Annotated in this window: 22 protein-coding genes; 14 read left to right on the top strand and 8 right to left on the bottom strand. The window is 66.3% G+C overall.

The features are described from left to right. Positions 1 to 34: 34 nt before the first annotated feature. Complete coding sequence (locus tag FZ029_RS01740) at positions 35 to 256, bottom strand: hypothetical protein (protein ID WP_149267771.1); 222 nt, start codon at positions 254 to 256, stop codon at positions 35 to 37. Positions 257 to 568: 312 nt separating this feature from the next. Here FZ029_RS01740 and FZ029_RS01735 point away from each other — a divergent pair, with 312 nt between their 5' ends. Continuing rightward, the gene (locus FZ029_RS01735; RefSeq protein ID WP_149267770.1) at positions 569 to 2,254 is read left to right on the top strand and encodes an alpha-amylase family protein; all 1,686 of its coding nucleotides are present in this window, start codon (positions 569 to 571) and stop codon (positions 2,252 to 2,254) included. Positions 2,255 to 2,282: 28 nt separating this feature from the next. Here the strand turns inward: FZ029_RS01735 and FZ029_RS01730 are convergent, their stop codons facing one another. Further along, entirely contained in the window at positions 2,283 to 2,720 is a 438-nt protein-coding gene (locus FZ029_RS01730; RefSeq protein WP_149267769.1) for a helix-turn-helix domain-containing protein, read from the bottom strand. Positions 2,721 to 2,855: 135 nt separating this feature from the next. Here FZ029_RS01730 and FZ029_RS01725 point away from each other — a divergent pair, with 135 nt between their 5' ends. Beyond that, entirely contained in the window at positions 2,856 to 3,467 is a 612-nt protein-coding gene (locus tag FZ029_RS01725; protein WP_149267768.1) for an NAD(P)-dependent oxidoreductase, read from the top strand. A gap of 417 nt (positions 3,468 to 3,884) precedes the next feature. After that, positions 3,885 to 5,210, top strand: a complete 1,326-nt coding sequence (locus FZ029_RS01720; protein WP_211104087.1) for a hypothetical protein — start codon at positions 3,885 to 3,887, stop codon at positions 5,208 to 5,210. Positions 5,211 to 5,241: 31 nt separating this feature from the next. Here the strand turns inward: FZ029_RS01720 and mutL are convergent, their stop codons facing one another. Together mutL and FZ029_RS01710 are read right to left on the bottom strand one after the other, a co-directional pair. After that, positions 5,242 to 7,161 (bottom strand): DNA mismatch repair endonuclease MutL, encoded by a 1,920-nt coding sequence (gene mutL, locus FZ029_RS01715; RefSeq protein WP_149267767.1) that lies wholly within the window; start codon positions 7,159 to 7,161, stop codon positions 5,242 to 5,244. A 60-nt stretch (positions 7,162 to 7,221) separates the two neighbouring features. Next, positions 7,222 to 7,587 carry a hypothetical protein gene (locus tag FZ029_RS01710; RefSeq protein ID WP_149267766.1) on the bottom strand — a complete coding sequence of 122 codons (366 nt, stop codon included), beginning with the start codon at positions 7,585 to 7,587 and terminating at the stop codon, positions 7,222 to 7,224. Positions 7,588 to 7,834: 247 nt separating this feature from the next. Here FZ029_RS01710 and FZ029_RS01705 point away from each other — a divergent pair, with 247 nt between their 5' ends. Continuing rightward, positions 7,835 to 9,070, top strand: a complete 1,236-nt coding sequence (locus FZ029_RS01705; protein WP_149198280.1) for a DUF3095 family protein — start codon at positions 7,835 to 7,837, stop codon at positions 9,068 to 9,070. A gap of 27 nt (positions 9,071 to 9,097) precedes the next feature. Here the strand turns inward: FZ029_RS01705 and FZ029_RS01700 are convergent, their stop codons facing one another. Together FZ029_RS01700 and FZ029_RS01695 are read right to left on the bottom strand one after the other, a co-directional pair. Beyond that, a complete protein-coding gene (locus FZ029_RS01700; RefSeq protein ID WP_149267765.1) occupies positions 9,098 to 9,805 on the bottom strand; it encodes a hypothetical protein in 708 nt (235 codons plus the stop codon). 112 nt (positions 9,806 to 9,917) lie between these two features. Then, positions 9,918 to 10,355, bottom strand: coding sequence for a YccF domain-containing protein (locus FZ029_RS01695; RefSeq protein WP_149267764.1), 438 nt, complete (start codon positions 10,353 to 10,355; stop codon positions 9,918 to 9,920). 300 nt (positions 10,356 to 10,655) lie between these two features. Here FZ029_RS01695 and FZ029_RS01690 point away from each other — a divergent pair, with 300 nt between their 5' ends. Together FZ029_RS01690 and FZ029_RS01685 are read left to right on the top strand one after the other, a co-directional pair. Continuing rightward, positions 10,656 to 11,204: a hypothetical protein gene (locus tag FZ029_RS01690; protein WP_149267763.1), complete on the top strand. Its 549-nt coding sequence runs from the start codon at positions 10,656 to 10,658 to the stop codon at positions 11,202 to 11,204. 240 nt (positions 11,205 to 11,444) lie between these two features. Beyond that, positions 11,445 to 12,146 carry an alpha/beta hydrolase gene (locus tag FZ029_RS01685; protein WP_149198284.1) on the top strand — a complete coding sequence of 234 codons (702 nt, stop codon included), beginning with the start codon at positions 11,445 to 11,447 and terminating at the stop codon, positions 12,144 to 12,146. A gap of 76 nt (positions 12,147 to 12,222) precedes the next feature. On the opposite strand, the gene FZ029_RS01680 is transcribed toward FZ029_RS01685, so the two are convergent. Further along, positions 12,223 to 12,894 carry a response regulator transcription factor gene (locus FZ029_RS01680; protein WP_149267911.1) on the bottom strand — a complete coding sequence of 224 codons (672 nt, stop codon included), beginning with the start codon at positions 12,892 to 12,894 and terminating at the stop codon, positions 12,223 to 12,225. Between the two features lie 309 nt (positions 12,895 to 13,203). After that, complete coding sequence (locus FZ029_RS01675) at positions 13,204 to 13,884, bottom strand: response regulator transcription factor (RefSeq protein WP_149198285.1); 681 nt, start codon at positions 13,882 to 13,884, stop codon at positions 13,204 to 13,206. A 580-nt stretch (positions 13,885 to 14,464) separates the two neighbouring features. Here FZ029_RS01675 and FZ029_RS01670 point away from each other — a divergent pair. The 8 genes from FZ029_RS01670 (at position 14,465) to FZ029_RS01635 (ending at position 24,651) form a co-directional block, all read left to right on the top strand. Further along, positions 14,465 to 16,792 carry a UvrD-helicase domain-containing protein gene (locus FZ029_RS01670; RefSeq protein ID WP_149267762.1) on the top strand — a complete coding sequence of 776 codons (2,328 nt, stop codon included), beginning with the start codon at positions 14,465 to 14,467 and terminating at the stop codon, positions 16,790 to 16,792. Between the two features lie 153 nt (positions 16,793 to 16,945). Then, entirely contained in the window at positions 16,946 to 18,142 is a 1,197-nt protein-coding gene (locus tag FZ029_RS01665; RefSeq protein ID WP_149267761.1) for a hypothetical protein, read from the top strand. A gap of 123 nt (positions 18,143 to 18,265) precedes the next feature. After that, complete coding sequence (locus tag FZ029_RS01660) at positions 18,266 to 19,156, top strand: 50S ribosomal protein L11 methyltransferase (protein WP_149267760.1); 891 nt, start codon at positions 18,266 to 18,268, stop codon at positions 19,154 to 19,156. Between the two features lie 65 nt (positions 19,157 to 19,221). Then, entirely contained in the window at positions 19,222 to 19,692 is a 471-nt protein-coding gene (locus tag FZ029_RS01655; RefSeq protein WP_149198289.1) for a TerB family tellurite resistance protein, read from the top strand. A gap of 162 nt (positions 19,693 to 19,854) precedes the next feature. Next, complete coding sequence (locus FZ029_RS01650; protein WP_149267759.1) at positions 19,855 to 21,906, top strand: aminopeptidase P family protein; 2,052 nt, start codon at positions 19,855 to 19,857, stop codon at positions 21,904 to 21,906. Between the two features lie 245 nt (positions 21,907 to 22,151). Then, on the top strand, positions 22,152 to 22,517 hold the full coding sequence (locus FZ029_RS01645) for a chemotaxis response regulator CheY (protein WP_012974572.1): 366 nt from the start codon (positions 22,152 to 22,154) through the stop codon (positions 22,515 to 22,517). Between the two features lie 114 nt (positions 22,518 to 22,631). Beyond that, entirely contained in the window at positions 22,632 to 23,729 is a 1,098-nt protein-coding gene (locus tag FZ029_RS33865; protein ID WP_149267758.1) for a protein phosphatase CheZ, read from the top strand. 196 nt (positions 23,730 to 23,925) lie between these two features. Continuing rightward, positions 23,926 to 24,651 carry a protein phosphatase CheZ gene (locus tag FZ029_RS01635; protein ID WP_246457797.1) on the top strand — a complete coding sequence of 242 codons (726 nt, stop codon included), beginning with the start codon at positions 23,926 to 23,928 and terminating at the stop codon, positions 24,649 to 24,651. The last annotated feature ends 105 nt before the right edge of the window (positions 24,652 to 24,756 follow it).

The following is a 24,756-nucleotide window of genomic DNA, read 5'->3' as shown; positions in this document are numbered from 1 at the left end:
GCCGGGGATGCGCAAGTCGCTCCGGCCCGTTTCGTCATTCGATCCAGAAGGGACGGTCCTTCGCCTTGTCGGACTTGGTCTCATTCCGGGCGGCCTGCTGGAACCGCTCGGACGAGAACAGGATGCCCGGCTCTTCCTCGGCCTCGTCCTTCTCGGGCTCGATCACGGTGAAGCCGCCGCGGCCGCTGGCCATGTAGACGGCGTGGCCGATCATGCCGGTCAGCGCGAGGAACAGAAGGGCCTGGGTCTCGATCATGGCGAAAACGTCCTTATCGGGGAGGGGAGGGCGTCGACAGGAACAACAGCGCATGACCGCAAACGACCTCCCCCGCGGACGACGATTGCCCACGGTGACGGCCAAGTCATGCTGTGCCGCAACATAAGCAAACTGGCATGCCATCGCAAAAAGTTTTGCATGCCAGATGCCGGATGCCTGACCTGCAACTTTGCCGCAGGGGGGCTTGCCGCCAAAGTCCGATCGTCCCCCGCAACCAAACCGGCCCCGCCGCTGTTGCCCGCCTGTCGGCCCCGTTTCGGGCCGGGGATCGGCAAAAGGGATGGAGCGGCCATGATCCGGGACCTTTGGTACAAGAACGCGGTCATCTACAATCTGTCGCTGTCGACCTTCATGGACGCCAATGCCGACGGCATCGGCGATTTCCAGGGGCTGCTGCGCCGGTTGGATTATCTGCACGGGCTGGGGGTGACCTGCCTGTGGCTGGGGCCGTTCCAGACCTCGCCGATGAAGGACGGCGGGTATGACGTCGCCGATTACTACACTGTCGATCCGCGCTACGGCACGCTGGGCGACTTCGTGGAATTCACCCACGCCTGCGAACAGCGCGGCATCCGCGTCATCATCGATCTGGTCATCAACCACACCTCCGACCAGCATCCGTGGTTTCAGCAGGCCCGCAGCGATCCCGACAGCAAATATCGCGACTGGTACGTCTGGTCGGACAAGAAGCCGGAGAATGCCGACAAGGGCATGGTCTTTCCCGGCGTGCAGAAATCGACCTGGAGCTATGACCGCGAGGCCAAGGCCTGGTATTTCCATCGCTTCTACAAATTCCAGCCCGACCTGAACACCTCGCACCCGGAGTTGCACGCCGAACTGCTGAAGATCATGGGATTCTGGATCCAACTGGGCGTCGCAGGGTTCCGGATGGATGCCGTGCCCTTCATCATCGCGGAAAAGGGGGCGGACATCTCCAAGCCGAAGGAGCAGTTCGGCATGCTGCGCAGTTTCCGCGAATTCGTGCAGTGGCGGCGCGGCGACGCCGTGCTGCTGGCGGAGGCCAACATCCTGCCGGAAGACGACCTGGAATATTTCGGCGAGGACGGCGACCGCTGCCACATGATGTTCAATTTCCAGGTCAACCAGCACCTGTTCTATGCGCTGGCCGCCGCCGACACCGGGCCGCTGGCCAAGGCGTTGGAAGTCACCAAGCCGCGTCCGGCCACCGCGCAATGGGGCTGCTTCCTGCGCAACCACGACGAACTCGACCTCGGCCGGTTGACCGAAGAGCAGCGCCAGGCGGTGTTCGCCGCCTTCGGGCCTGAGAAATCCATGCAGCTTTATGACCGTGGCATCCGGCGGCGGCTGGCGCCGATGCTGCACGACGACCGGCGGCGGATCGAACTGGCCTACAGCCTGATGTTCACCCTGCCGGGGACGCCGGTCATCCGCTATGGCGACGAGATCGGCATGGGCGACGACCTGTCTCTGCCCGAACGCGAGTGCGCCCGCACGCCGATGCAATGGTCTGACGAGCCGCATGGCGGCTTCACCAAGTCCGACACTCCGGAAGCGCGGGCGATCAGCGGCGGCGTCTTCGGGTACGAGCGGATCAACGCCGCGATCCAGCGCCGCGATCCGGAATCGCTGCTGAACTGGACCGAGCGCATCATCCGCATGCGCAAGGAGTGCCCGGAGATCGGCTGGGGCGACTTCCGCATCCTCAAGACCGGCCGGCCGGAAGTTCTGGCGTTGCGCTATGACTGGCGCAACAACGGCGTCGTCGTGCTGCACAACCTGTCGGACAAGCCCTGCGAGGTCGTCCTGGACGTGGACGGCCATGGAGAATCCTGCCGGCTGGTCAACCTGCTGTCGGAGGACCACAGCGAACCCGACGCCGAGGGCCGCCACTGTCTGGTGATGGAAGCCTATGGCTATCGCTGGTTCCGGGTCGGCGGGCTGGATTACCTGCTGCGCCGGACGGAGTCGGACAAGAAACCTGGGGAAGACGTTTAGGCGCGGTCCTGTCTAGGGGCGGTCCTGTCTAGGCGACGTCCAGCCGGGCCGGTCCATCCTCCTCGCTGCGGTCATAGGCGGCGCGGGCGTTAAGCATCTGTGCGATGTGGGTCTCGGCCCACACCCGCAGGGGCACCAGCGTTTCGGCCAGCGTCGCGCCCAACGGCGTGATGGAATATTCGACGGTGACCGGCACGGTGGCGAAGACCTTGCGGCTGACCAGCCCGTCGCGCTCCAGGCTTTTCAGGGTCTGCGACAGCATCTTCTGCGAGATGCCCTCGATCTCGCGGCGGAGCTGGTTGAAGCGCATCGGTCCGCCTTCCAGCAATCCCAGGATCAGCACCGTCCATTTGTCGGCGATCCGGTCCAGCGCCTGCCGTGTCGGACAGGCCGAGGCATAGGCATCCGGGAGTTCATCCACCTCCGACGGCCGCTTGCCGCCCAGGCCCAGCAGGGTGTTGTCCATCGGCATCCACTCCCAGGAAAAACGGCCCCGGCGGTTACGTGCGGGTGACCATGTCACGAAAAGGTGCCTTCTTTACACCAGATTTCCAAACAGCCATCAAGTCACTATTAGAAACCTAGTGAGAGGACACCCGTCATGAACATCGCCATCATCGGCGCCGCCGGCCGTGCCGGCAGCCGCATCCAGGCCGAACTGCTGCGCCGCGGCCATAGCGTGACCGCTATCGTCCGCGACCCCGCCAAGGTCGCCGCCGCCCCCGGCCTGACCGTGAAGGCGGGCGATGCCAACGACGCCGCGACGCTCGCCCCGCTGCTGGCCGGCCATGACGCGGTGGTCAGCGCCGTGATGTTCCTGATGGGCGATGCCGACAGCCTGATCGGCGCGGTGAAGCGGTCCGGCGTGCCGCGCTATCTGGTGGTCGGCGGCGCCGGCAGCCTGGAGGTGGCGCCGGGCGTGCGCGTGCTCGACCTGCCGGAATTCCCCGAGATCTACAAGGCCGAGGCCACCAAAGGCACCGAGTTCCTCGACCGCCTGAAGGCCGAGCCGGCGTTGAACTGGACCTTCCTGTCGCCGTCCGCCGAATTCGTGTTGGGCGAGCGCACGGGCAAGTTCCGGCTGGGTGAGGACGCGCTGCTGGTGGACGGCTCGGGGCGCAGTTGGATCAGCTACGAGGACTTCGCCGTGGCGCTGTCCGACGAGATCGAGACGCCGAAGCATGAGCGCAAGCGGTTCACGGTGGGATACTGAGGGGTAGGGCCAGAGGCGGAGCAACAGCAGGGGCGCCAATTTCGCAAGCACCTGCTGGAGCACCGCCTTGGGCACCGAGCCGGTTGGGTCAAGTTGGCGGATGCGACGGTCGAGGCTTTTTACTTGATCCGCCAGCACGACACTGCCGATCCTTTTATTTAACTCATTTTCCGTACCGAGTACCTAGTCGCAGCTTTTTCTTGGAAATTGGCATCAGTTATATAAGGATTTTAAGATGATGATGCTCTGAATAGCAATAAGCAACACAATAGAAACTATATCAATAAATTTTAAAGGAAGCGTTGATTTTCTTATGATAGAATGCATTTTGCCAAGGGCGCGCTTTTTTCAGAGAGTGAATATAGATTTTCGCAACCCCCATGGTAGAATAGGATAGCAACTTCGTTGGTGAGCATAATGATTAAGAAGATTTTCCTTGATAGGCTGCTTGTGAATCAGGCGAATGATCGCCACGGAGAGCTTGAAAGTGAAGCGGCCGCCATTGCTTGGCTGTTTATGGAAAATAAGATCCATATGAAAAATCTCGCCAAAGACATTGCGCAAGAGGAAGGGCTCTTTGAGCTTCCTCTTGTCTTTCCGTATAAAGAAAAATTCATAGTTTTTGATGGTAACCGGCGCATCACATGCCTTAAGTTAATTAAAGAGCCTGTTAAAGCTCCTGATAAGAGTCTGCAGGAGTTTTTCTTTTCTCTGAAGGAGATCTGCTCTGAAGATTTTTTGAGGGAGGTTGAGTGTCAAGTTGAAGATGATCGGGACAAAATTGATGAGATTATCTATCGAAGGCACACTGGTACACAGAAGGGAGTAGGTAGATCTCGCTGGGATGGGCGAATGAGAGATAATTTCATTTCTCGAACTGGCAGGAATGTCGGATTAAATGTTGCTGACGAAATTGAAAAAAGACTACAGGAGGCGGGTATGCTTCCAGACAATAAAATACCTCGTACTAATATGAATCGTTTGCTGTCTGCGGAGACCTTTAGAAATAGGGTTGGCTTTACCGTAAAAAAAGGAAGATTCTCCTTCACGCGTGATGAGAATGCTACTCTGAAAGCGCTTTTCAGGATTGCTAATGATCTATCAGGTAAAAATTTGGTGTTGGGTGGGATTTGGGATGAAAGAGGGAAGAGGTCCTATCTTGATCGGCTGGAACGTGAAGGTATTCTCCCAAATATAGAAGGCGCAAATGCCGGCGATGGAGCAGAGAGTAGGAATTCTACCGTTGTCATTGGCAGAAAAGATCCTGCCGCACAATTAAGAAAGCCTGTGGTTGCGATTAGGAAATCTCAAAGGAAGACGCTTATCCCTAATAAAGAATACGGAATAATGTGGTCAGGTGATTTGCAGCGCCACCATAAAATTTGGGAGGAGCTTCAATTCGATCTTGAATTCCCCAGGCACTCCAACGCCATTTCTGTGCTTTTTCGCGTTCTTTTGGAATTAACGATTGACAGTTATGTGAAAAGAACTGGGATTCCCGTTTATGACGGCGATAATTTAGCTAAAAGAGTTGTAAAAGTTGCGTCTAGCCTAAAAGATAAGGGGAAAATAGACAGAAAGTATATGGAAATGATTAATAAGTTTCAAAATTATGAGCAATTGCTGTCGGCCGATACGCTAAACCGTTACATTCACTCTCCAAACTTCGCGCCTTCGCCAGAGCATTTGATGTCTTTGTGGGACTCGCTTTCTGAGCTGGTTGTATGCTGCCTGAAAGCGTAATTTCAGAGATATCATATGTTTACGTGCACCCCTACCTCCGCCCAAACAACCTCTCAATATCCGCCAGCTTCAACTCCACATACGTCGGCCGCCCGTGATTGCATTGCCCGCTGTGCGGAGTCGCTTCCATCTGCCGCAGCAGGGCGTTCATCTCGTCGACGCTCAGCGTGCGGCCGGCGCGGACGCTGCCGTGGCAGGCCATCGTCGCGCAGACCTCCTCCAGGCGCTCCTTCAGGGAGAGGGCGTCGCCCAGTTCGGACAGTTCCTCGGCAAGGTCGCGGATCAGGTTCTTCACGTCGGACTGGCCGAGCAGGGCCGGAACCTCGCGCACCATGACGCAGCCGTGGCCGAAGCCCTCGATCACCAGACCCAGTTCGGCCAGTTCGGCGCTGCGGGCCAGCAGGCGGTTGGCGGAGGGTTCGTCCAGCTCGATCAGTTCGGGGATCAGCAGGGCCTGACGCTTCACGCCGCCTTCCAGCAGGGCGGCCTTCATCCGTTCATAGACCAGCCGTTCATGGGCGGCGTGCTGGTCGACGATGACGATTCCTTCGCGGGTCTGCGCCACGATGTAGGTGGTGTGGACCTGCGCCCGCGCCGCGCCGAGCGGGTGGCTGTCGGGCGGCGGCTCGGCCCTCTGCGCCGACGGGTCGGGGACGCGGTATTCCGGCGGGCGGGCGCCGGGGGCGAAACCGTTGCCGAAACCGCTGAGGCGGCCTTGCAGGGGCGGCAACCCCGTCTGGGTCGGCGCCTGGAAGGCGGCGGAGCGCTCCGCCAGACCGCGCGGCACGGCGGTCGGGGTGTAGGAACCGCCCCAACCCCCGCCCGAACCGCCGCCGGAGCGGCCGTAGGGCAGGGGGGAGGGGGTGAAGCCGCCGTCGGTCCCGACATCGCCCGACTGCTCCGGCCGTAGGGCGCCCAGCGTGGCGAGGCCAACGGTGGTGGAAGCGCGGTGGCCGGCTTCGGCGAGCGCGTGTTTCAGCGATCCGACGATCAGGCCGCGCACCAGACCCTGGTCGCGGAAGCGCACCTCCGCCTTGGCCGGGTGGACGTTCACGTCGACCTCCTGCGGGTCGATGTCGAGGAACAGCGCCAGCATCGGGTGGCGGTCGCGCGGCAGGAAATCGGCATAGGCGGCGCGCACGGCGCCGACCATCAGCTTGTCGCGCACCGGGCGGCCGTTGACGAACAGGTGCTGGTGCTTGGCGGTCGGGCGGTGCAGGGTGGGCAGGCCGATCCAGCCGGCCAGCGACACACCCTCGCGCTGCGCCGTCACCGGGACGGCATTCTCCTGGAAATCGCGGCCCATCAGGGCGCCCAGCCGGGTCAGCCGGGCGTCCAGCAGATCGCCCTGCGCCGCGCTCAGCCGCAGGCCGCCGCGCCCGCCGTCGCTGAGGGTGAAGGCGACGCCGGGATGGGCCATCGCCAGCCGTTCCAGGCAGTCGGCGATGTGGTCGTATTCGGTGCGCGACGCCTTCAGGAACTTCAGCCGGGCCGGCACCGCGGCGAACAGGTCGCGCACCTCGATCCGCGTGCCCTGGGCCAGAGCCGCCGGCTGCGGCGACCCCTTGGCGCCGGCATCCACCGTCAGGCTCCAGGCGCTGTCGGCGCCGCGGGCGCGGCTGGTGATGGTCAGGCAGCTGACGGCGCCGATGGAGGGCAGCGCCTCCCCCCGGAAACCAAGCGAGCGGATGTCGAGAAGATCGTCGCCCGGCAGCTTGGAGGTGGCATGGCGTTCGACCGCCAGAACCAACTCGTCGGCTGTCATGCCGCAGCCGTCGTCGGTGACGGCGATCAGCGATTTGCCGCCGTCGCGCGCCACCACGTCGATGCGGGTGGCGCCGGCATCGATGGCGTTTTCCACCAGCTCCTTGACGGCGGCGGCGGGACGTTCGACCACCTCGCCGGCGGCGATGCGGTTGACCAGTGTTTCGGGGAGCAGACGGATCGGCATGCCCATAGATATAGTGGCAGCCGGCGCGCGGCACCACCATCTTCGGGCAGGTTTGCGCGCTTACAGGCCCTTCAGGGCCTTCATGTAGTCGACCAGCTTGCGTTCGTAGAAGGGCTGCGGCGACTGGTAGCGGGCGACGAGGCCGGCCTCCGCGGTCAGCTTCACCACCATTCCGATGCAGGACACGTCCACCGGATCGCCGCCGAGGTCGAACTGCAGGCGGAAGTCGAACTTCTGCTTGGCGATCAGGTCGCCGTCATAGGGACGGATGCGGAAGGAGCCGAGAACGAACTCCTCCGGCACATATTCGTGGTGGTCGATCACGATCTTGGGCAGGGTGGACGGGCGCTCTCTACGCGGTTCCGCGGCGGCTTTCGTGCCAGCCGGTTCCTTGTTGCCTCCGGAAAATCTCGACAGCCAAGACATGAAGAGCGACATCCCCTCGTTTCGAAGGCTTGAAACCGTACCGACATATTCCGACAGTTTCGGCGCCATATCCTTTAACAACGGTTAATGACGTAAGCATCGGTTACGGCACGGTAATTTCCGTATTCTGGATCCGCTCCGACGTCGATGTCTTGCGGCTTTCAGGGTTCCACCACCCTGCCGCAGAGATCGCGGCCGTGCTACGGTCGATCTTCGCCTTGTCGCTGCCCCGTGGGGAGGGTCCGCCATGCCGCTGTTGCCGGTGATCCGCGATTTCGCCGCCGAGGCGTCGGACCCACGACGCTATGCGGCGCTGGACGGCGGATGGTCGCTGGCGGTCGCCGATGTCACCGGCAGCACGCAATTGGCCGGACAAGGCCGTCACCGAGACGTGAATTTCGTCGCGGCCGGGGTGGTCGCCGTTCTGTCCGACGCGCTGCGGGTCGGGCAGGAGCCGGTGGCCTGCCAGTTCGGCGGCGACGGCGCCATCGCCGCCGTGCCGCCGGGGCGGGAGGATGCGGCGCGGGCTGCGCTTTCGGCGCTCGCCCACTGGTCGGCGGAGGTGATGGACGTGCCGCTGCGCGTCGGGCTGGTGCCGGTGCGGGCTCTGCTCGACCAGGGGCTGGAGGTGATGGCCGCCCTGCAGGATGTCGGCAATGGCAACAGCTTCGGCCTGTTCCTGGGCGCCGGGGTGGTGGCCGCCGACGCCTGGGTGAAGGAGGAGGCGCGCTGGCGCCTGCCGCAGAAGGAAGGGCCGTTGCCGGGGCTGGAGTCGGTGTCCTGCCGCTGGAACCCTGTGCCGCCGCGGCGCGGAACCGTGCTGTGCGTGATCGTCGATGCGGTCGATCCGGGCGCGGCCGGGCTGCTGGAACTGGCCCGCGTCCAGCGCGCCATCGAAGCCATCGTGCCCACCGCCGGCGCAGCCCCGCTGGGAGCGGGGGAGCGGCTGGAGGCGCGCTGGCCGCCGGATTGGCGCTCCTTGCTGATGGAGGCGCGCGGCGGCCGGGACGGCGCCGGTTTGGGCACGCGCATCCGGCGGGTGGGCAAGGCCCTGGCCGGGTCGGGGCTGCTGGTCCTGCTGCTGAGACTGGGGCTGACGCTCGGCGGCTTCGATCCGCAGCGCTACCGCCGCCACATGGCGGAGCGCACCGATTTCCGCAAATCGGCCGGCGGGCCGCGGCTGGTGCTGGACGTGACGGAGGGGGAGGCGGACGCGATCGAAAGGCTGCTGAACCAGGCGGCCCAGGCCGGCTCGATCCGCTACGGCACCGCGCGGGCCGACGCCACCACGGTCACCTGCCTGGTCGGCGACGTGACGGCCGACCGTCATGTGCATTTCGTCGATGGCGCCGGGCTTGGCTTCTGGCGCGCCTCGGTCATGCTGAAGGCGATGAAGGCGCGGGAAAAGGCCGGGCAGGAAGGCGGGGCGGCGAAGGGGATGGAAACCGCCGCCGCCTTCCTGACCGCACCGATCCCGTCGTGAAGGCGGGACCGGCGCGCCCCCGGCCAGTCAGGCGGTGATGTCGACGCCCTGAGACCCGCGCGGCGTCAGGCTGGCGAACAGCGACTGTGCGCCGGAGATGTCGCCGGAGCTGAGCGAGCTGCTCAGGCTGTTGAGGTTCTTCTTCAGGGTCCCCAGGAAGTCGGTGGAGCTGCTGTCGTCCTCGCTGCCGCTGTCGCTGTCGGCGGCGTTCTTCAGCATATCGGACAGCGCCGACAGCGACTCCTGCGCTCCCGACACGTCACCGGACTGCAGGGACTGGGCGAGGCTGCCGACCGTGCTGCGCAATTCGTCAGAGCCGCCGCCCTCGCCCGGCGGAGGGCCATCCGGCGGCGGACCACCCGCTCCGCCCGGGCCACCACCGGGGCCGCCGGCACCGCCCGGACCGCCGCTGGGCGGACCGCTCTTGGCCATCGCCTGCTGAACCTGGCTGATGTCGCCGCTCTCCAGCGCCTCTCCCACGCTGGACAGCAGCTTCGACAACGGGTCCTTGCCACTGCCGGCGCTGGTGGTCGAACTGGTGGAGGTGGTGCTGCCGCCCTGCTTGTCGGACTGCAGCTTCGAAAGCGACTCGTAGGCGGACTGGACGGCGGTCATGTCGCCGGACTCCACCGCCTTCTTCAGGCTGTCGATCCCCTCCCGGATCTCCTTCCCCGGCCCTTGCGGCCGCTGATAGGTCTGGCCGACGGCCGACGAACTCACCATGGATACCGACATGGCACTCTCCAACGGATAGCCTCACAAGAGGCAGTACGCTGGAGGGGGCCGGAGTCCTGCGCGCCGTCGCGAAGGTTTTCTCAAATTGTCGGAAATGCCGCGGGGGGCGGGATCAGAACCGTCCGGCCACCCGCCGGCCGGCATCGTCCGACGGCACGATCTCGGTTCCGATCGGCCAGAGCGCCAGCAGCGCAAGCTTCAGATGCGCCCAGGCAAAGGGCAGGCCGATGATGGTGATGGCGAGGCCGACCGCCGAGATCAGATGGCCGAGCGCCAGCCACCAGCCGGCCAGCACGAACCAGACGATATTGCCGATGAAGCCCAAGGCGCCGGTGCCCATGTCTTCGCGCCCGCGGAACTCATCACGGCGCACGGCGGTTTGCCCAAAGGGGAGCAGGGTGTAATGGGCGATGGTCAGGGCGGACCGGGCCCAGGGCAGGCCGACGATGGACAACGCCATCAGAACCCCGGCCAGCAACCAGCCCAGCGCCATCCAGATGCCGCCCGTGAACAACCACAGCACATTGAGGAGAAGACTGAGCAGAGACATGACACGAAACCCTCCCTTTCGCCGCAGATGTGGGGACGGTCGCACCGCGCGCCTAGAGGCGGGCCTTTCGGACCGTAGCCTTTTGGACCCTGTCATTTTCGGACTTCGGCTACCCCAAAGACGGGGCACCCCGTCCGGCGGCGCGAAAGAGGGGGTGGTGTATGCCATCCATGCCTTGAACCGTATCCGTTCGGTCCACAGATCCGGTACAGGCATCATGACGACGCATCCGGACGGGTCCTTCGTCGGCAGCATCGCCGACGGGCCGCCCGTTTCCGGTTTACACGGATCGGAGGCCGCATGAACGAGGCTTTGAACACCGACTCCGGCGCCGATGCGCCGAACGTCCCGGGCGACGGCGAATCGCTCTCGCCGGTGGTCGCTGCCATCCTCGGCACCGCCGTCGCGGCGGCGGCCAAGCGCGGCGGCAACGGGGACGTGGTCCGCGGGCTGATCGCCGGTCTGCGCATCCTGCGCGCCACCGTCGAGGAGGAGGCCGGCTACACCATGGCCGCCGCGGTCGACAACGCCATCCGCACCCGGTTGCTGGCCGACAACCTGTCACGCCTGCGCGTGAGCGGGGAGAAGCCGCAGGCCATCCCTTTGCCGGCCCCCGGACCGGGCGCCAGCGCCGCGGCCGCCATCTTCGAAAGCGCCGCGGAATCCTGCCTGACCGTGAATGCCCATGCCGAGGACAACGGGCCTCTGGAACATGCGGTCTTTGCCTTCACCGCACAGTTGCTGCAACAGCTGGGTGGGGCGCCGGAATGGCGCAGCCTGGCCGGCGAACTGCGCCGCCCGCTGGCGGTGGCACCGGACGGCGAGGGCGAGGAGGTGACCCTGCATTGACCGATTGCCTTGCCGGCCGTCGGCCTCTGGTCGGGACAAGCCGGCAAGTCTTGGAATTTGCTTTGCTTTTGTCGTGTTTCGGCGGCGGCTGAAACCTTTTGCGGGCAGGTCGCCTTTTGGGGCCGTTTTAAGGTTTCTGCCCGATTTATCGTACGGGACGACTTGGGTTCCGCTTCGTTAGGGTTGGCTTCGGCGATGGGACAGTCCCATCGCGGAACGCCAGCACCGGGGACCGCGACCGTGTTCTTTCACACCCAGCCTTCCACCGTCCGCGCCGGACGGGCAAATGCCGCCCGCTTTCCGGTGACCGGCTTGGCCGTGGACGGGGCCGTGGACGGGGTGGGCGACCGCACGGCCGACCGTGCCGGCGATCCTTCCGGACGACGGGTGATCTTCCTTCACCCCGGCAAGGGAGCGTGGTGGCGCCTGCTGGATCATGTGCCGACGGGCCAGGAATGGCTGACCGTGCCGGCGTCGGCCGGGGCGGCGATCCTCTCTCCCCTGCTGGTGGAGCGCGGCGGACGCCGGCCGGTGTTGGTGGCGGGGGCGGTGACGGCGCCGCTCGCCATCGCCGCGGCGCTCGATTACCCCGAGCGGGTCGGCGGCGTGATGATCGTCGACGATGTCGGCGCCGAATCACCGATGCGCCGCCGTTGGAATGCGCTGGCCGCCCGTTTCGGATGGGCGCTGCCGGCGGTTCTGTCCGGCGATCTGGGAGATCTGGTTTCCGAATTGCCGGCGGTGCGGGTGCCGGTGACCCTGATGCAGGGAAGCGACCCGGCCGGCCTCTTCGCGCGGCTGGAGGACGGGCTGACCGGCTGCCGGACCCTGACGGTCGTCGCAGTGCCCGACGCCGCCGCCGTCCGCCCCCGGACCCATGCGGCCGAACTGCGCGGCGCGCTGCTGGCGCTGGTCTCCGCGGTGGAGCGCGCCCAGCGGTAGGAGGAGCGGCGGTAGGAGGAAAAGAGGCGGCAGCGGACCTGTGCGGTGCAGGTCCTCCCCATCACAAACTGTGGCGTCACAAACTCTGGGCGGTGAGAGCGGCCTGGGTGCGGTTGCGGACGCCGAGATGCCGCAGGATCGCGGTGACGTGGACCTTCACCGTGCCTTCCGTCAGCCCCAACTCATGGGCGATCTGCTTGTTGGATTTGCCGTCGCGCAGGCGGGCCAGAACGTCGCGCTGGCGTGGAGTCAGCTGGTCGCCGTTGCCGCTCGCCAGCGCCGTGGACTCGTCCATCGTGTCACCCGAGCCGTTCGCGCCATGGCCGCCATGAATTTGATCGACACGGTCGCCGCCGCGGATCGCCTGTTCGGGAAGATAGATGCCGCCGGCAAGCACCAGCTGCAGCGCCCCCAGCAGAACCTTGGCGCTGGAGGATTTCGGAATATAGCCGGCGGCGCCGTTCTCGAGGGCCGCCAGAAGGTCGGAGCGCTTCTCCGACCCGGACACCACCACCAGAAGCGCCTTCGGCAGGCTGGCATGGATGTCGCCCAGCGCCGAGAAACCGGTCCAGCCGGGCATTCCGAGATCGAGCAGGATCAGGTCGAAGGGTCTGGTGCCATCGCAGAGCGCCCGCACCTCGTCATAGGTGCTGGCTTCGAAAAAGGTCATGTCGGCGTCGAATTGCGCCAGCAGCCGGCGCAGACCGTCTCGGAACAGCAGGTGATCGTCGGCGATCAGCACGTTCATCGCGGGCATTTCCAGAAGGTTGCGGCGATCCGACACCGGGATGGCGTCATCGGCCCGGACGTTCACATAGGAACGCCTGTTCTGACGCTGTAGTTCGCTTTTGGTCTTAGACCGCTTCCTCTATGCCCGACCCCCTTCCCTGGCCGAGGGGCAGGGTCGCACCCCGAATACAGGGTTCCGGAAACGGAAAAGCGCTGCAAAAGGCAACGCTCCGCTCCGCCGACCGCCTGCCCCGGATGGATGGGGCGGGCGGCCTGGACGGAAGGCGGGCGAGACCTTTTGGCAGAGCTGTCGGATGGATCGGAAGGATCAGACGGTGGCGGCGACGCCGGCCTCGGCAGTCTGGTCGCCGATGCCGTTGTTCAGCGCCCAGATGGCGGCCTGGGTACGGTTGGAGGCGTTGATCTTGCGCAGCAGGCTCTTCAGGTGAACCTTCACGGTGGCTTCCGTGATGTTCAGGTGGTTGGCGATCATCTTGTTGCTGTTGCCGTTCAGCAGGCAGCGCAGGATCTGCACCTCGCGCTGCGACAGCCCCTTGCGGCGGGTCGGCAACTCGGCGCCCATGTCCTCGGTGCGGCCGTTGACCAGCAGTTCGGCCAGATGGGTCGGGAACACCTTCTCGCCCATCATCACCAGCTTCAGCGACTGCATCAGCGCCTCGCAGGCGATGTCCTTCAGCAGGTAGCCGCCGGCACCGGCACCCAGGGCGGCCGACAGGCGGCGGGTTTCCAGGTCGTTGGTCAGGATGACGATCCTGATCGACGGGTGATTCTCACGCAGCGTGCGCATCGCATCGACTTCCTCATCGGCGCCGCTCGGCAGGTCGATCAGGATCAGGTCCGGATTGGTGCCGGTGTTGAGCGCCGACAGGCCCTCGCGCAGGCTGCCGGCCTCGCCGACGACGTTGAAGGGCGTGCCTTCGAACAGGCGCTTCATGCCTTCACGGAAAAGCTTGTTGGCGTCGATGAGGAAAACGTTGATGGCATCCATGGTCTCAGCCCGCCTTTTGTTCCGTTCGGATCGATGTGGCGCCGATTGGCGCTTCGGAGGCATCCCCGACCTTCCGCTCCTGCGTCCGGTCCGCTCCCCCTCAGGGTTCGGGGGTGCCTCGTTGTGATCCATAGATACCCCCGATTTGCGCCGCGCAAAATTTCGCTTAGGTAAATTTCGCGTCGAGCAATGGGCATATGCCGTAAGCCTGCATAAGACAAGATGCGGACATAAATCAGCTCGCATTGGTCAGGTGGAATAACTGTCTGTGACAGAAAAGGGGAAATCGTTAACCTGATGCCTGTGACTTCGTCGGGACACTGAACTACAACAGCGATGGACTATCCTAGCCGATAGAACCGGTGGATCAGGACTATGTCATCGCCCGTTGGTTGGAGTCCTACATCTCGATAGCTTGCCGTTCGGCATAAGCGTGGGCGCCGAGGCGCGCGGTTCCCGAAGGGGTGGGGCGCCTCTCACGGGGGGTCGTGCGGGCCGGCTCTGTGCTGTATACGTTCTGACCGCAAGACAGCATTCGCATGCTTGAGCGGAAATTCGTTCATCCCCGGACCGGGACGCCATGTCAGACGCTTTTGATGATGATCCGCTGAGCCACGCCGCTCCTGCCGCAGCCGTTCCCGCTGCCGCGCAGCGCTTCGCCTATCTGGACGGGCTGAACCCGACCCAGCGGGCGGCGGTGGAGGCTCTGGACGGACCGGTCCTGGTGCTGGCCGGCGCCGGTACCGGCAAGACGCGGGTGCTGACCACCCGGCTGGCCCATCTGCTGATGACGCGCCGCGCCGCCGCCTTCCAGATCCTGGCGGTGACCTTCACCAACAAGGCCGCCCGCGAGATGCGCGAGCGTGTGGCCCATCTGGTGGGGATCGAGCCGGAGGGCTGGTGGCTCGGCACCTTCCATGCGCTGGCCGCCCGCATCCTTCGCCGTCATGCCGAACTGGTCGGGCTGAAGTCGAACTTCACCATCCTCGACACCGACGATCAGGTTCGCCTGATCAAGCAGTTGCTGGAAGCCGCGAACATCGATTCCAAGAAATGGCCGCCCCGTCAGGTGCTGGGCGCCATCGAACGCTGGAAGGACCGCGGCCTGACCCCCGACCGGCTCGGCGACGCCGACGGCGGCGAGGTGGCCGGCGGCCGGGTGGTGGCGATCTACCGCGCCTATCAGGAGCGCCTGCGCACCCTGAACGCCTGCGACTTCGGCGACCTGCTGCTGCACAACATCACGATCTTCCAGAACAATCCGGACGTGCTGGCGGAATATCACCGCAAGTTCAAATATGTTCTGGTGGACGAGTATCAGGACACCAACGTCGCGCAGTATCTGTGGCTGCGCATCCTGTCTCAGGCGCACAAGAACATCTGTTGCGTCGGTGACGAGGATCAGTCGATCTATGCGTGGCGCGGCGCCGAGATCGGCAACATCCTGCGTTTCGAGACCGACTTCCCCGGTGCCACCATCGTCAAGCTGGAGCAGAACTACCGCTCCACCGGCCATATCCTGGCCGCCGCCAGCGGGCTGATCGCCAACAACCAGGGGCGGCTGGGCAAGACGCTGTGGACCGAGGCGGACGGCGGCGAGCCGGTGAAGGTCAAGGCGGTGTGGGACGGCGAAGAAGAGGCACGCTGGGTCGGCGAGGAGATCGAGACGCTCCAGCGCAAGGGCACGCCTCTGTCGCAGATCGCCGTGCTGGTCCGCGCCGGCTTCCAGACCCGCGAGTTCGAAGAGCGCTTCATCACGCTCGGCCTGCCCTACAAGGTGCTGGGCGGTCCGCGCTTCTACGAGCGGCAGGAAATCCGCGACGCGCTGGCCTATTTCCGCGTGGTCAATTCCGGCGACGACGACCTGGCCTTCGAACGCATCGTCAACCTGCCCAAGCGCGGAGTCGGCCCGGCGGCGATGCAGTGCCTCTACACTGCCGCCCGCGCGCGGGGTATCTCGCTGACCGAGGCCGGCTGGGCGCTGACCGAGACGGACGAGCTGAAGCCGAAGCTGCGCGCCACCCTGCGCGGGCTGCTGCAGGACTTCTTCCGCTGGCGGACGCTGATGGCGACGGTTCCGCACACCGAGCTTGCCCGCACCATCCTCGACGAATCCGGCTACACCCGCATGTGGCAAGAGGACAAGACGCCCGAGGCGCCCGGCCGGCTGGAGAACCTGAAGGAACTCATCACCGCCATGGCGGAGTTCGAGAACCTGCCGGGCTTCCTGGAGCATGTGGCGCTGGTGATGGAGAATGCCGAGGCCGCCGGGATCGAGCAGGTCACGGTGATGACCCTGCACGGCGCCAAGGGGCTGGAGTTCGACCATGTCTTCCTGCCGGGCTGGGAGGAGGGCGTGTTCCCCAACCAGCGCGCGCTGGACGAGACCGGCATCGCCGGGCTGGAGGAGGAACGGCGGCTGGCCTATGTCGGCCTGACCCGCGCCCGTCGCCGCGCCTATGTCAGCCATGCCGCCAACCGCCGGCTCTACGGCAACTGGGTCAGCGCCGTGCCGTCCCGCTTCGTCGAGGAAATCCCGCAGGACAATGTGGAGGCCGAGGCCGCCAACGGCCTGTTCGCCGGCAGCGGCGGGCGCGGCAGTTTCGGCGGCGGTTTTGGCGGCGGAGCAGGGGGGTACGGCGGCGGGGCCGGCGGATTCCAGTTCCGCGGCTCCACCCGGCAGGCGCCGGCGCCGAAGACGATCACGCTGGACCAGGGCGCCTACGCGGTGGCGCCGCGCGCACGGCCCGATGCTCCCTTCGCCAAGGGCGCGCGGGTCTTCCATCAGAAATTCGGCTACGGCACCGTCGTCGCCGTGTCGGAGGACAAGCTGGAGATCGACTTCGATCATTCCGGCAGCAAGAAGGTGATGGACAGCTTCGTCGTGCCCGCCGAGAAGGCGGGCTGAAAATAGGGGCGTGCCCGCCGAGAACGCGGGCTGATCCGACGGGCGGTCCGCTCCGTACAGGACGGGTTGCCGCACTGTGACGGCCGTCACAGCCGCGGCGGCCGGTGCGGCTCAAGATTGCAGCGGTGCAACAGAAGCCGGAGGCCATCCGCCGTGTTCGGAACGGGCAGCGTCAGTTACGAGGTGCAGAGCCGCCGCGAAGGCCGCTGGCGCATCGAGGGGGCCTACACCGACCAGGAGTCGGCGCTGTCGGCCGCCCGCTCGCAGCTGGCCGCCTCCGGGGTGGAGGAGGCGAAGGTGGTGAAGTTCCGCACCGTCGCCGGCCTGTCGCTGGAAACAGTGATCCTGCACAAGACCGCCCCGCAGGCCCCGCGCAAGGGTCTGACCCTGGGTGGCACGGCGGACGGGGCGCCGCTCTGCCGCACGCCCGACGATTTGCGCGGATTCGAGAGCCGGGTGGTGATCGGCCGGCTGCTGCGCCCTTATCTGGACGCCCAGCGCATCACCCCGACCGAACTGCTGCATTCCTGGCCGCTGTTCCGCCGGTTCGAGGAGCAAGGGGCACTGCTGGGCGCCGCCATCCATGCCGTCGCCCGCCATCATGCCGATATCCACGGCGTTTCCCATGCCGCCCGCGCCCGCGAACTGCGCCAGCTGGTGGAGGCGGTCATCGGCGCCGCCCGCGATGCGCTGGCCGAACGGCGCCGGCTGCCGCGTTTCGATGCCGCCGACCTGCCCGGCACCAGCGACCGCATCGAGGAGGCGGTGGGGCCGGCCGGCCATGACGCGTTGTTCCTGATCCTGCTGTGCCAGCATCTGGAGGCCGGCGGACCGCTGGCGGGGAAGCTGGACCTGCTGCTGGCGATGATGGGCGAGGATGCCGAACCGCGCCATCTCGCCCTGCTGGATGGTGTGGTCGCCGACATCATGGGATCGGCCGATACAGTGAAGGAACTGCTGGGCGCACAGCCCAGCCTGCATGCCGGGCTTTGCGTGCTGACCGACGGGCTGTTCGACCGCGAGCCCGATCCGGCGCTGGCGCCGATGGCCGGCTCGTTGCGCCGGGTCTGCCGCCTTGCCCTCCAGGGCCGCGCGCCGCAGAGCCGGACCGTCCTGCTGGAGCGCCTGCGCCAGAGCATCGCCGGCGACCAGCCGCTCGACCGCCGCGACGCCAAGGCGGACGGGATGCTGACCCATGACCTTGCCGACCGGTTGAAGGGGGCGGACGGCGCGCTGCTCGGCGGGGCGGCGATGGAGAAGGCGCTGGAGCGCCGATTGCTGCGCCACCGCCAGTCGGTCCTGCGTGCCCAGGGCATGCACGACATCGCCGACCGGCTGTCGGGGCGGTAGCGGGCGGCGGGATAAGGGCAGGCGAATAAGGATTCTCCCGATAACCTGAAACCTTGGTCTCTTTCCGGCTTGATGCTAAAAACGCCGCTTCTGTTCTCGCGTCGTCGTCGGAAAGCCCCTGTCATGTCGCAAACTCCGCTCTGGCGCATCGCGCTGGTCGTTCCCGAAGCCCATGCGCCCGCCTTCGCCGAGGCGGTGGGGGACCATGCCGATGCGGTGTCGACCTTCGAACTGGAGGAGGGCGGCAACTGGCTGGTGGAGGCGACGCTGTACGGCGCCCCGGACGAGGCGCGGCTGCAATCCCGCGTCGCCGTGCTGGCAAAGGCGCTGGGGATCGAGGAGCCGCGGCTGGCGATCGAGAACCTGCCGCCGATCGACTGGGTGTCGCACAGCTACCAGGGCTTCCCGCCGATTCGCGCCGGGCGCTTCTTCGTCCACGGCTCCCACCATGAGGGCATCGTGCCGGCCGGCAGCATCCCGCTGCTGGTCGACGCCGCCACCGCCTTCGGCACGGGGGAGCATGGCTCGACCAACGGCTGCCTGCAGGCGCTCGACCGGCTGTCGCGCCACCTGAAGCTGCCGCGCGGCGGCCGGCGCGGCGCGCTCGACATGGGCTGCGGCTCCGGCATCCTGGCGCTGGCGGTGGCCAAGCGCTGGCGCGTCCCGGTCACCGCCGTCGACATCGACCCGGAGGCGGTGCGCGTTACCGTCATCAACGCGGCGCTGAACGGGCAGAAGCGCATGATCCGGGCCCAGGGCGGCGACGGATACCACACCCCGATCGTCGGGCGGCACAAGCCCTATACGCTGATCACCGCCAACATCCTGGCCCGCCCGCTGTCGCGCATGGCGCCGCAGCTGCGCCGCCACCTGAAGAAGGGCGGCTATGCCGTGCTGGCCGGCCTGCTGAACCGGCAGGAACGCCACGTCATCCAGGCCCACCGGAACCAGGGCCTGCGGCTGGTGGCGCGCATTCCGGTCGGGGAATGGACCACTCTTGTGGTGAAGCGTTGAAACCAAAGGGCGGCGACGCGACTTCCCCTAGGGACGATGTTCCGACACGTTTCTGGGGAGCCACCATGCTGAACCGCATCCGGTCCTTGTTCGCAGGCGACGACGGCGCCGAGCCGGGCGAGGACGCCCTGCAGGCCGCCGCCGCCGCCCTGATGGTCGAGGCGGCGCGCACCGACAACACCATCTCCGAGGCGGAGCGCGACCGCATCATGGCCGTCGCCCGCCGTCACTTCAAACTGAGCGAGGAAGAGGCGCAGGACCTGCTGTCCGCCGCCGTTTTCGACACCGAGGACGTGTCGCCCTACCATCGCTACGTCAGTGTCATCATGGACCGCTGCCCGCCCGGCCAGCGCATCTGGATCATCGAGATGCTGTGGGAGGTCGCCTACGCCGACGGCGTGCTGAACGACCTCGAATCGAGCCTGCTGCGGCGGATCGGCGGGCTGCTGCACATCTCCGACGTGGAACGCGGCGAGGCCCGCAAGCGCGTTCTGGCGCGGCTGGGGTTGCCGGACGATGCGGGGTTGCCGGCCTGAGGGAGTGCGGGGGGCTTTGCGAGGTTGGACCTCCACCCGACCTCGCACCCTGGCTCTATCCCCCACCCCAACCGGCATAGCCGCCGCCCCCGCCGCTTGCGCGGCGCCTGCGGGGTGCCTAGCCTGTGGCCACAGGATTCACTCTTCCGAGGAACAGGTTCCGTGCCCAGCGCGATTCCCACCGCTGCCTATCGTGGCGACGACGCCCTTGCGACCCTGTTGATCGAGGCCGGGACCGGCCGGTCTCCCGCCGATGTGCGCGCGCTGCTCGCCGGCGTGCTGGCGGCACCGGAGGGGGAGGAGCCCGCCGCCTGGACGGTTCTGGTTGGGGAAAATCTCCCGCCGGCCCTGACCGAGCAACTCCAGGCGTTGAAAGCGCTGCTGGCCGCCGAGGCACCGACAAGCAAACCCGGCCCGGCCCAGCGTCTGGCCGCTTTGCGCGCCGCGCTGAAGCGCCGCGATCTCGACGGCTTCATCATTCCACGCGGTGACGAGCATCAAGGCGAATATGTGCCTCCGCGTGCCCAGCGGCTAGGCTGGCTGACCGGCTTCACCGGATCGGCCGGCAACGCGGTGGTCGCCGCCGACCGCGCGGCGATCTTCGTCGATGGCCGCTACACCCTCCAGGTCCGCAGCGAGGTGCCGGCCGACCTGTATGAGTACAAGCATCTGGTCGAAGACCCGCTGACCGACTGGATCGTTGCCGCGCTGCCGGACGGTGGACGCTTCGGCTTCGATCCCTGGCTGCACACCATCGGCTGGGTGGAAAAGACCCGCGCCGCGCTGGAACGCGCCGGCATCCTGCTGGTGGCCTGCGAGGACAACCCGCTCGATTCGGTGTGGCAGGGCCAGCCGCCGGCGCCGCTGACCCCGGTGGTGCCGCAGGACGACGCCTTCGCCGGCGAAAGCTCCGCCGACAAGCGGGCGCGGCTGGCCGACGAATTGGGGCAGAAGGGCATCGCCGCCGCCGTGCTGACCCAGCCGGACAGCATTGCGTGGTTGCTGAATATCCGCGGCGCCGACGTGCCCTGCACGCCGCTGCCGCTGTCCTTCGCCATCCTGTCCGCCGATGCGTCCGTAGAACTGTTCCTCGACCCGCGCAAGCTGGCGCCGCAGACCAGAGCCCATCTCGGCAATCAGGTGCGGGTGCGGCCGGTGGAGGAATTCGGCCCGGCGCTCGACGCCATCGCCCGCGGCTCCGCCCGGGTGCTGGCCGACCCGTCCTGCACCTCGGCCTGGATCGTCGACCGCCTGCATCTGGCCGGTGCGAGGGTGGAGCGCGACGGCGATCCCTGCGCCCTGCCCAAGGCCTGCAAGAATGCGGCGGAGCTGGCCGGCACCCGCGCCGCCCATGTCCGTGACGGCGCCGCGCTCGTCCGCTTCCTGCACTGGTTCTCGGAAGAGGCGCCGAAGGGCAGTCTCACCGAGCTGGCGGTGGTGGAGCGGCTTCTGGCCTGCCGCCGGGAGAATGACCGCTTCCGCGGCGTCAGCTTCGATACCATCGCCGGGGCCGGCCCGAACGGCGCCATCGTCCATTACCGCGTCACGCCGGAGACCGACCGGCGGCTGGAGCCGGGAAGCCTGTTCCTGCTGGACAGCGGCGCGCAATATCTGGACGGCACCACCGACGTGACCCGCACGCTCGCGGTCGGCGAGCTGGACCCGGCGTTGGCGGCGGAGATGCGCGACCGTTTCACCCGCGTGCTGAAGGGGCACATCGCCCTGTCCACCGTCCGCTTCCCGCAGGGCACGACGGGCTCGCAGCTGGACGCGCTGGCGCGTCTGCCGCTGTGGCAGGCCGGGCTGGACTATGACCATGGCACCGGCCACGGCGTCGGCAGCTTCCTGTCGGTGCATGAGGGGCCGCAGCGGGTGTCGAAGGTCGGCAACACCGTGGCATTGCAGCCGGGCATGATCCTGTCCAACGAGCCCGGCTATTACAAGACCGGCGCCTATGGCATCCGCATCGAGAACCTGATCGTCGTCCGGCCGGTGGAGCCGGAAGGCGAACCGGCCGGTGCGGAACGCCCGATGTTGGAGTTCGAGCCGCTGACCCTGGTGCCGATCGACCGGTCGGTGATCGAGCGGTCGCTGCTGAGCGACGCGGAGGCCGCCTGGGTCGACGCCTATCATGCACGGGTGCGCGAGTCGCTGTCGCCGTTGCTGGACGAGGCGGCCCGCAGCTGGCTGCATGGGGCGACCGCCCCCCTGTAACGCGGGCGGACGGCTGTATCAAATCATGGCCGGGTGCTGGGGGCGCCCCTGATTCCGCAAGATGTTGCCGTCCGTGGTAACACGTTCTTTACCAGCCTGCTGCAGTGTGACCCAAGGGGATGACTTTTGGCGGCAGTTAGGGCACTACAGTCGGCATCACTTCCCGGATTACGGCGCAGCCCCCGCGCCGGGTGGGCGTAACGGCCGGTCAGACACCGGCAACGGATTATTGCGGAGACGTCTAGATGAAGATCCTCGTCGTCGATGATTACGCCACCATGCGGCGCATCGTGCGGAACCTGTTGACCCAGATCGGCTACACCGACATCGACGAGGCCGGCGACGGCGTGTCGGCGCTGGCGAAGCTGCGCGAGAGCAAGTTCGGCCTCATCATCTCCGACTGGAACATGGAGCCGATGACCGGTCTGCAGCTGCTGAAGGAAATCCGCGCGGACGCGAAGCTGGCGGCGACGCCCTTCATCATGGTCACCGCCGAGAGCAAGACCGAGAACGTGATCGCCGCCAAGCAGGCCGGCGTGAACAACTACATCGTCAAGCCCTTCAACGCCGACACGCTGAAGCAGAAGATCCAGGCCGTCATCGGCGGCTGATCCTCGGTTTTCGTGATCGCGACTGACTGTTCGGTCCGGGCGGACGGCGGCACTTGCCGTTCGGTGCCCGGTCCATAGGGCGGCTGGCGAATCCAGTTTGGGGAGTGGACCGGTTTGGAGCAGCTTCCGCAGCTGTCCGATGAGGAGTTCGAGCAGATCGAGGACGCCATCGCCCGATCGGCGAAGGGCAGGGCGTTCCTGCGGCGGCTCCACCGGCGGTCCCTCGGGGCCGCGACGGAGGAAGTGCGCGCCATGCTCCAGGAGTTCCGCGACTCCTGGAATCGCCAGAACGAAGCGGTGGAGGCCGGCAAGCATGTCGGCGTCCTGCGCCGCGAGCTGATGGAAATGGCCGCCTCGATCGAGCAGGCGAGGCGGGAAGTGGCGGCGCTGCGGCCCCCCGACGGGTCGGGCGACAAGATCCTGTCCGCCACCAACGAACTGGACGCCATCGTCATCTCGACCGAGCGTGCGTCCTTCGAGATCCTGAACGCCGCGGAACGGCTGATGGATCTGTCGGGCAAGCTGCGGGCCAGCGGTGCCGATCCCGCGATGTGCGGCGAGATCGACACCCAGGTGAACGACATCTTCACCGCCTGCTCCTTCCAGGATCTGACAGGCCAGCGCACCAGCAAGGTCGTCAACGCGCTCCGCTACATCGAGCAGCGCGTCATGGCCATGATCAGCATCTGGGGCGAGGATGGGCTGGCCGGCATCATCGTCAAGGAAGAGCAGACGGACAGCCGTCCGGACGCCCATCTGCTGAACGGTCCGCAGCTGGACGGCCATGGCGTCAGCCAGGCCGACGTCGACAGCATGTTCGACAGTCCGGCGCCGGCACCGGTCGCGGCCCCGCCTCCTCCGCCGCCCGCTCCGGTCCAGTCGAGCCAGGCCGACATCGACAGCATGTTCGACAGTCCGGCGCCCGCACCTGCGCCCGCTGCGGCTCCTGTCCAGTCGAGTCAGGCGGATATCGACAGCATGTTCGATTCGCCCGCTCCCGCCGCCGCGCCGGCGGTGGCGAGCCAGTCGGACATCGACAGCATGTTCGACACGCCCGCACCCGCTCCGGCGAAGAAGCCGGTGCCGAAGCCGCCGGGTGCCGCACCGAAGGCCAAGGCCGCTCCCAAGCCCGCCGCCCCGCCTCCGCCGCCCGCTGCGGCGGAGCCGCCGGCGCCGCTGGATCAGGCGGCCATCGACGCCCTGTTCGGATAGGGGGCGGTCGGACTCCAGCACGGACATTCCGTCCCGGGAATTCAGGCTCTCTCCCGATTGACCGCCTCTGCCCGCCGATGGCCGGATGGCGTGCGGTCAGCCGATCCAACCGCAGAACCGACGCACGCGACCCGACATCCACCACACACAGGCCACTGGCGGCCGTTTCCGAGAGGCGGGACCGAGGATGAAGCAGATGACCAAGCCCTTCATGGCCGAGCTTCAGAAAGCCCGCAAATCCGGGCATCCCTTCCAGTCCCTGATCGAGGACGGCGCGGCGGCCCCGTCCCTTCCGGTCCCGGCCCAGGTCGTCCAGGCCGACAATACCGAGGTGCTGCGCGCCATCGGCGATCTGGGCGCCAAGCTGGACCGCTTCCTGACCATGGACGCGGCGCAGATCGACCAGATCCAGGTCGAGATCGCCGACATCTCCGGCAAGATCAAGGCGACCAAGGTGGAAATGGCGGCCATCCGCCACCCGCTGGCCGGCGACGACAAGTTCCAGCAGGCCAGCCAGGAACTGAGCGCGGTCGTCGCCGCGACGGAGGCCGCGACCAACACCATCATGGCCTGCGCCGAAGAGCTGGAAGAGGTGGTGTCGGAACTGAAGTCGTCCCTGCCGGAGGGCTATCACAACGACCGCGTCAACGACATGGTCGACGTCATCGTCCGCATATACGAGGCCTGCAACTTCCAGGACCTGACCGGCCAGCGCATCACCAAGGTCGTCCGCGCCATGTCCTTCATCGAAGAGCGCGTCGACGCGATGATGGGCCTGTGGAACAAGCGCGAGTTCGAGGCGATGCCGCTGCCGCCGTCCGTCACCAAGAAGGACGAGAACCTGGATTTGCACGGCCCGGCCGAAGCCACACCCGACAGCGGCAACATCAGCCAGGCCGACATCGACGCGCTGTTCGGGTAAGACGCCTCCGCCCATCCATTTTCCGCCAGGGGCGGGAAGGGCATATCGCCCGCCCCTGCGTTACCGCTTGCGGCGCCCTCACCCCGGCGTGCTATACAGGGGCAA

It is taken from the genome of Azospirillum sp. Sh1, assembly GCF_008365135.1.
Taxonomy (GTDB): domain Bacteria; phylum Pseudomonadota; class Alphaproteobacteria; order Azospirillales; family Azospirillaceae; genus Azospirillum; species Azospirillum oryzae.
This window is presented reverse-complemented; position numbering and strand designations above follow the sequence as displayed.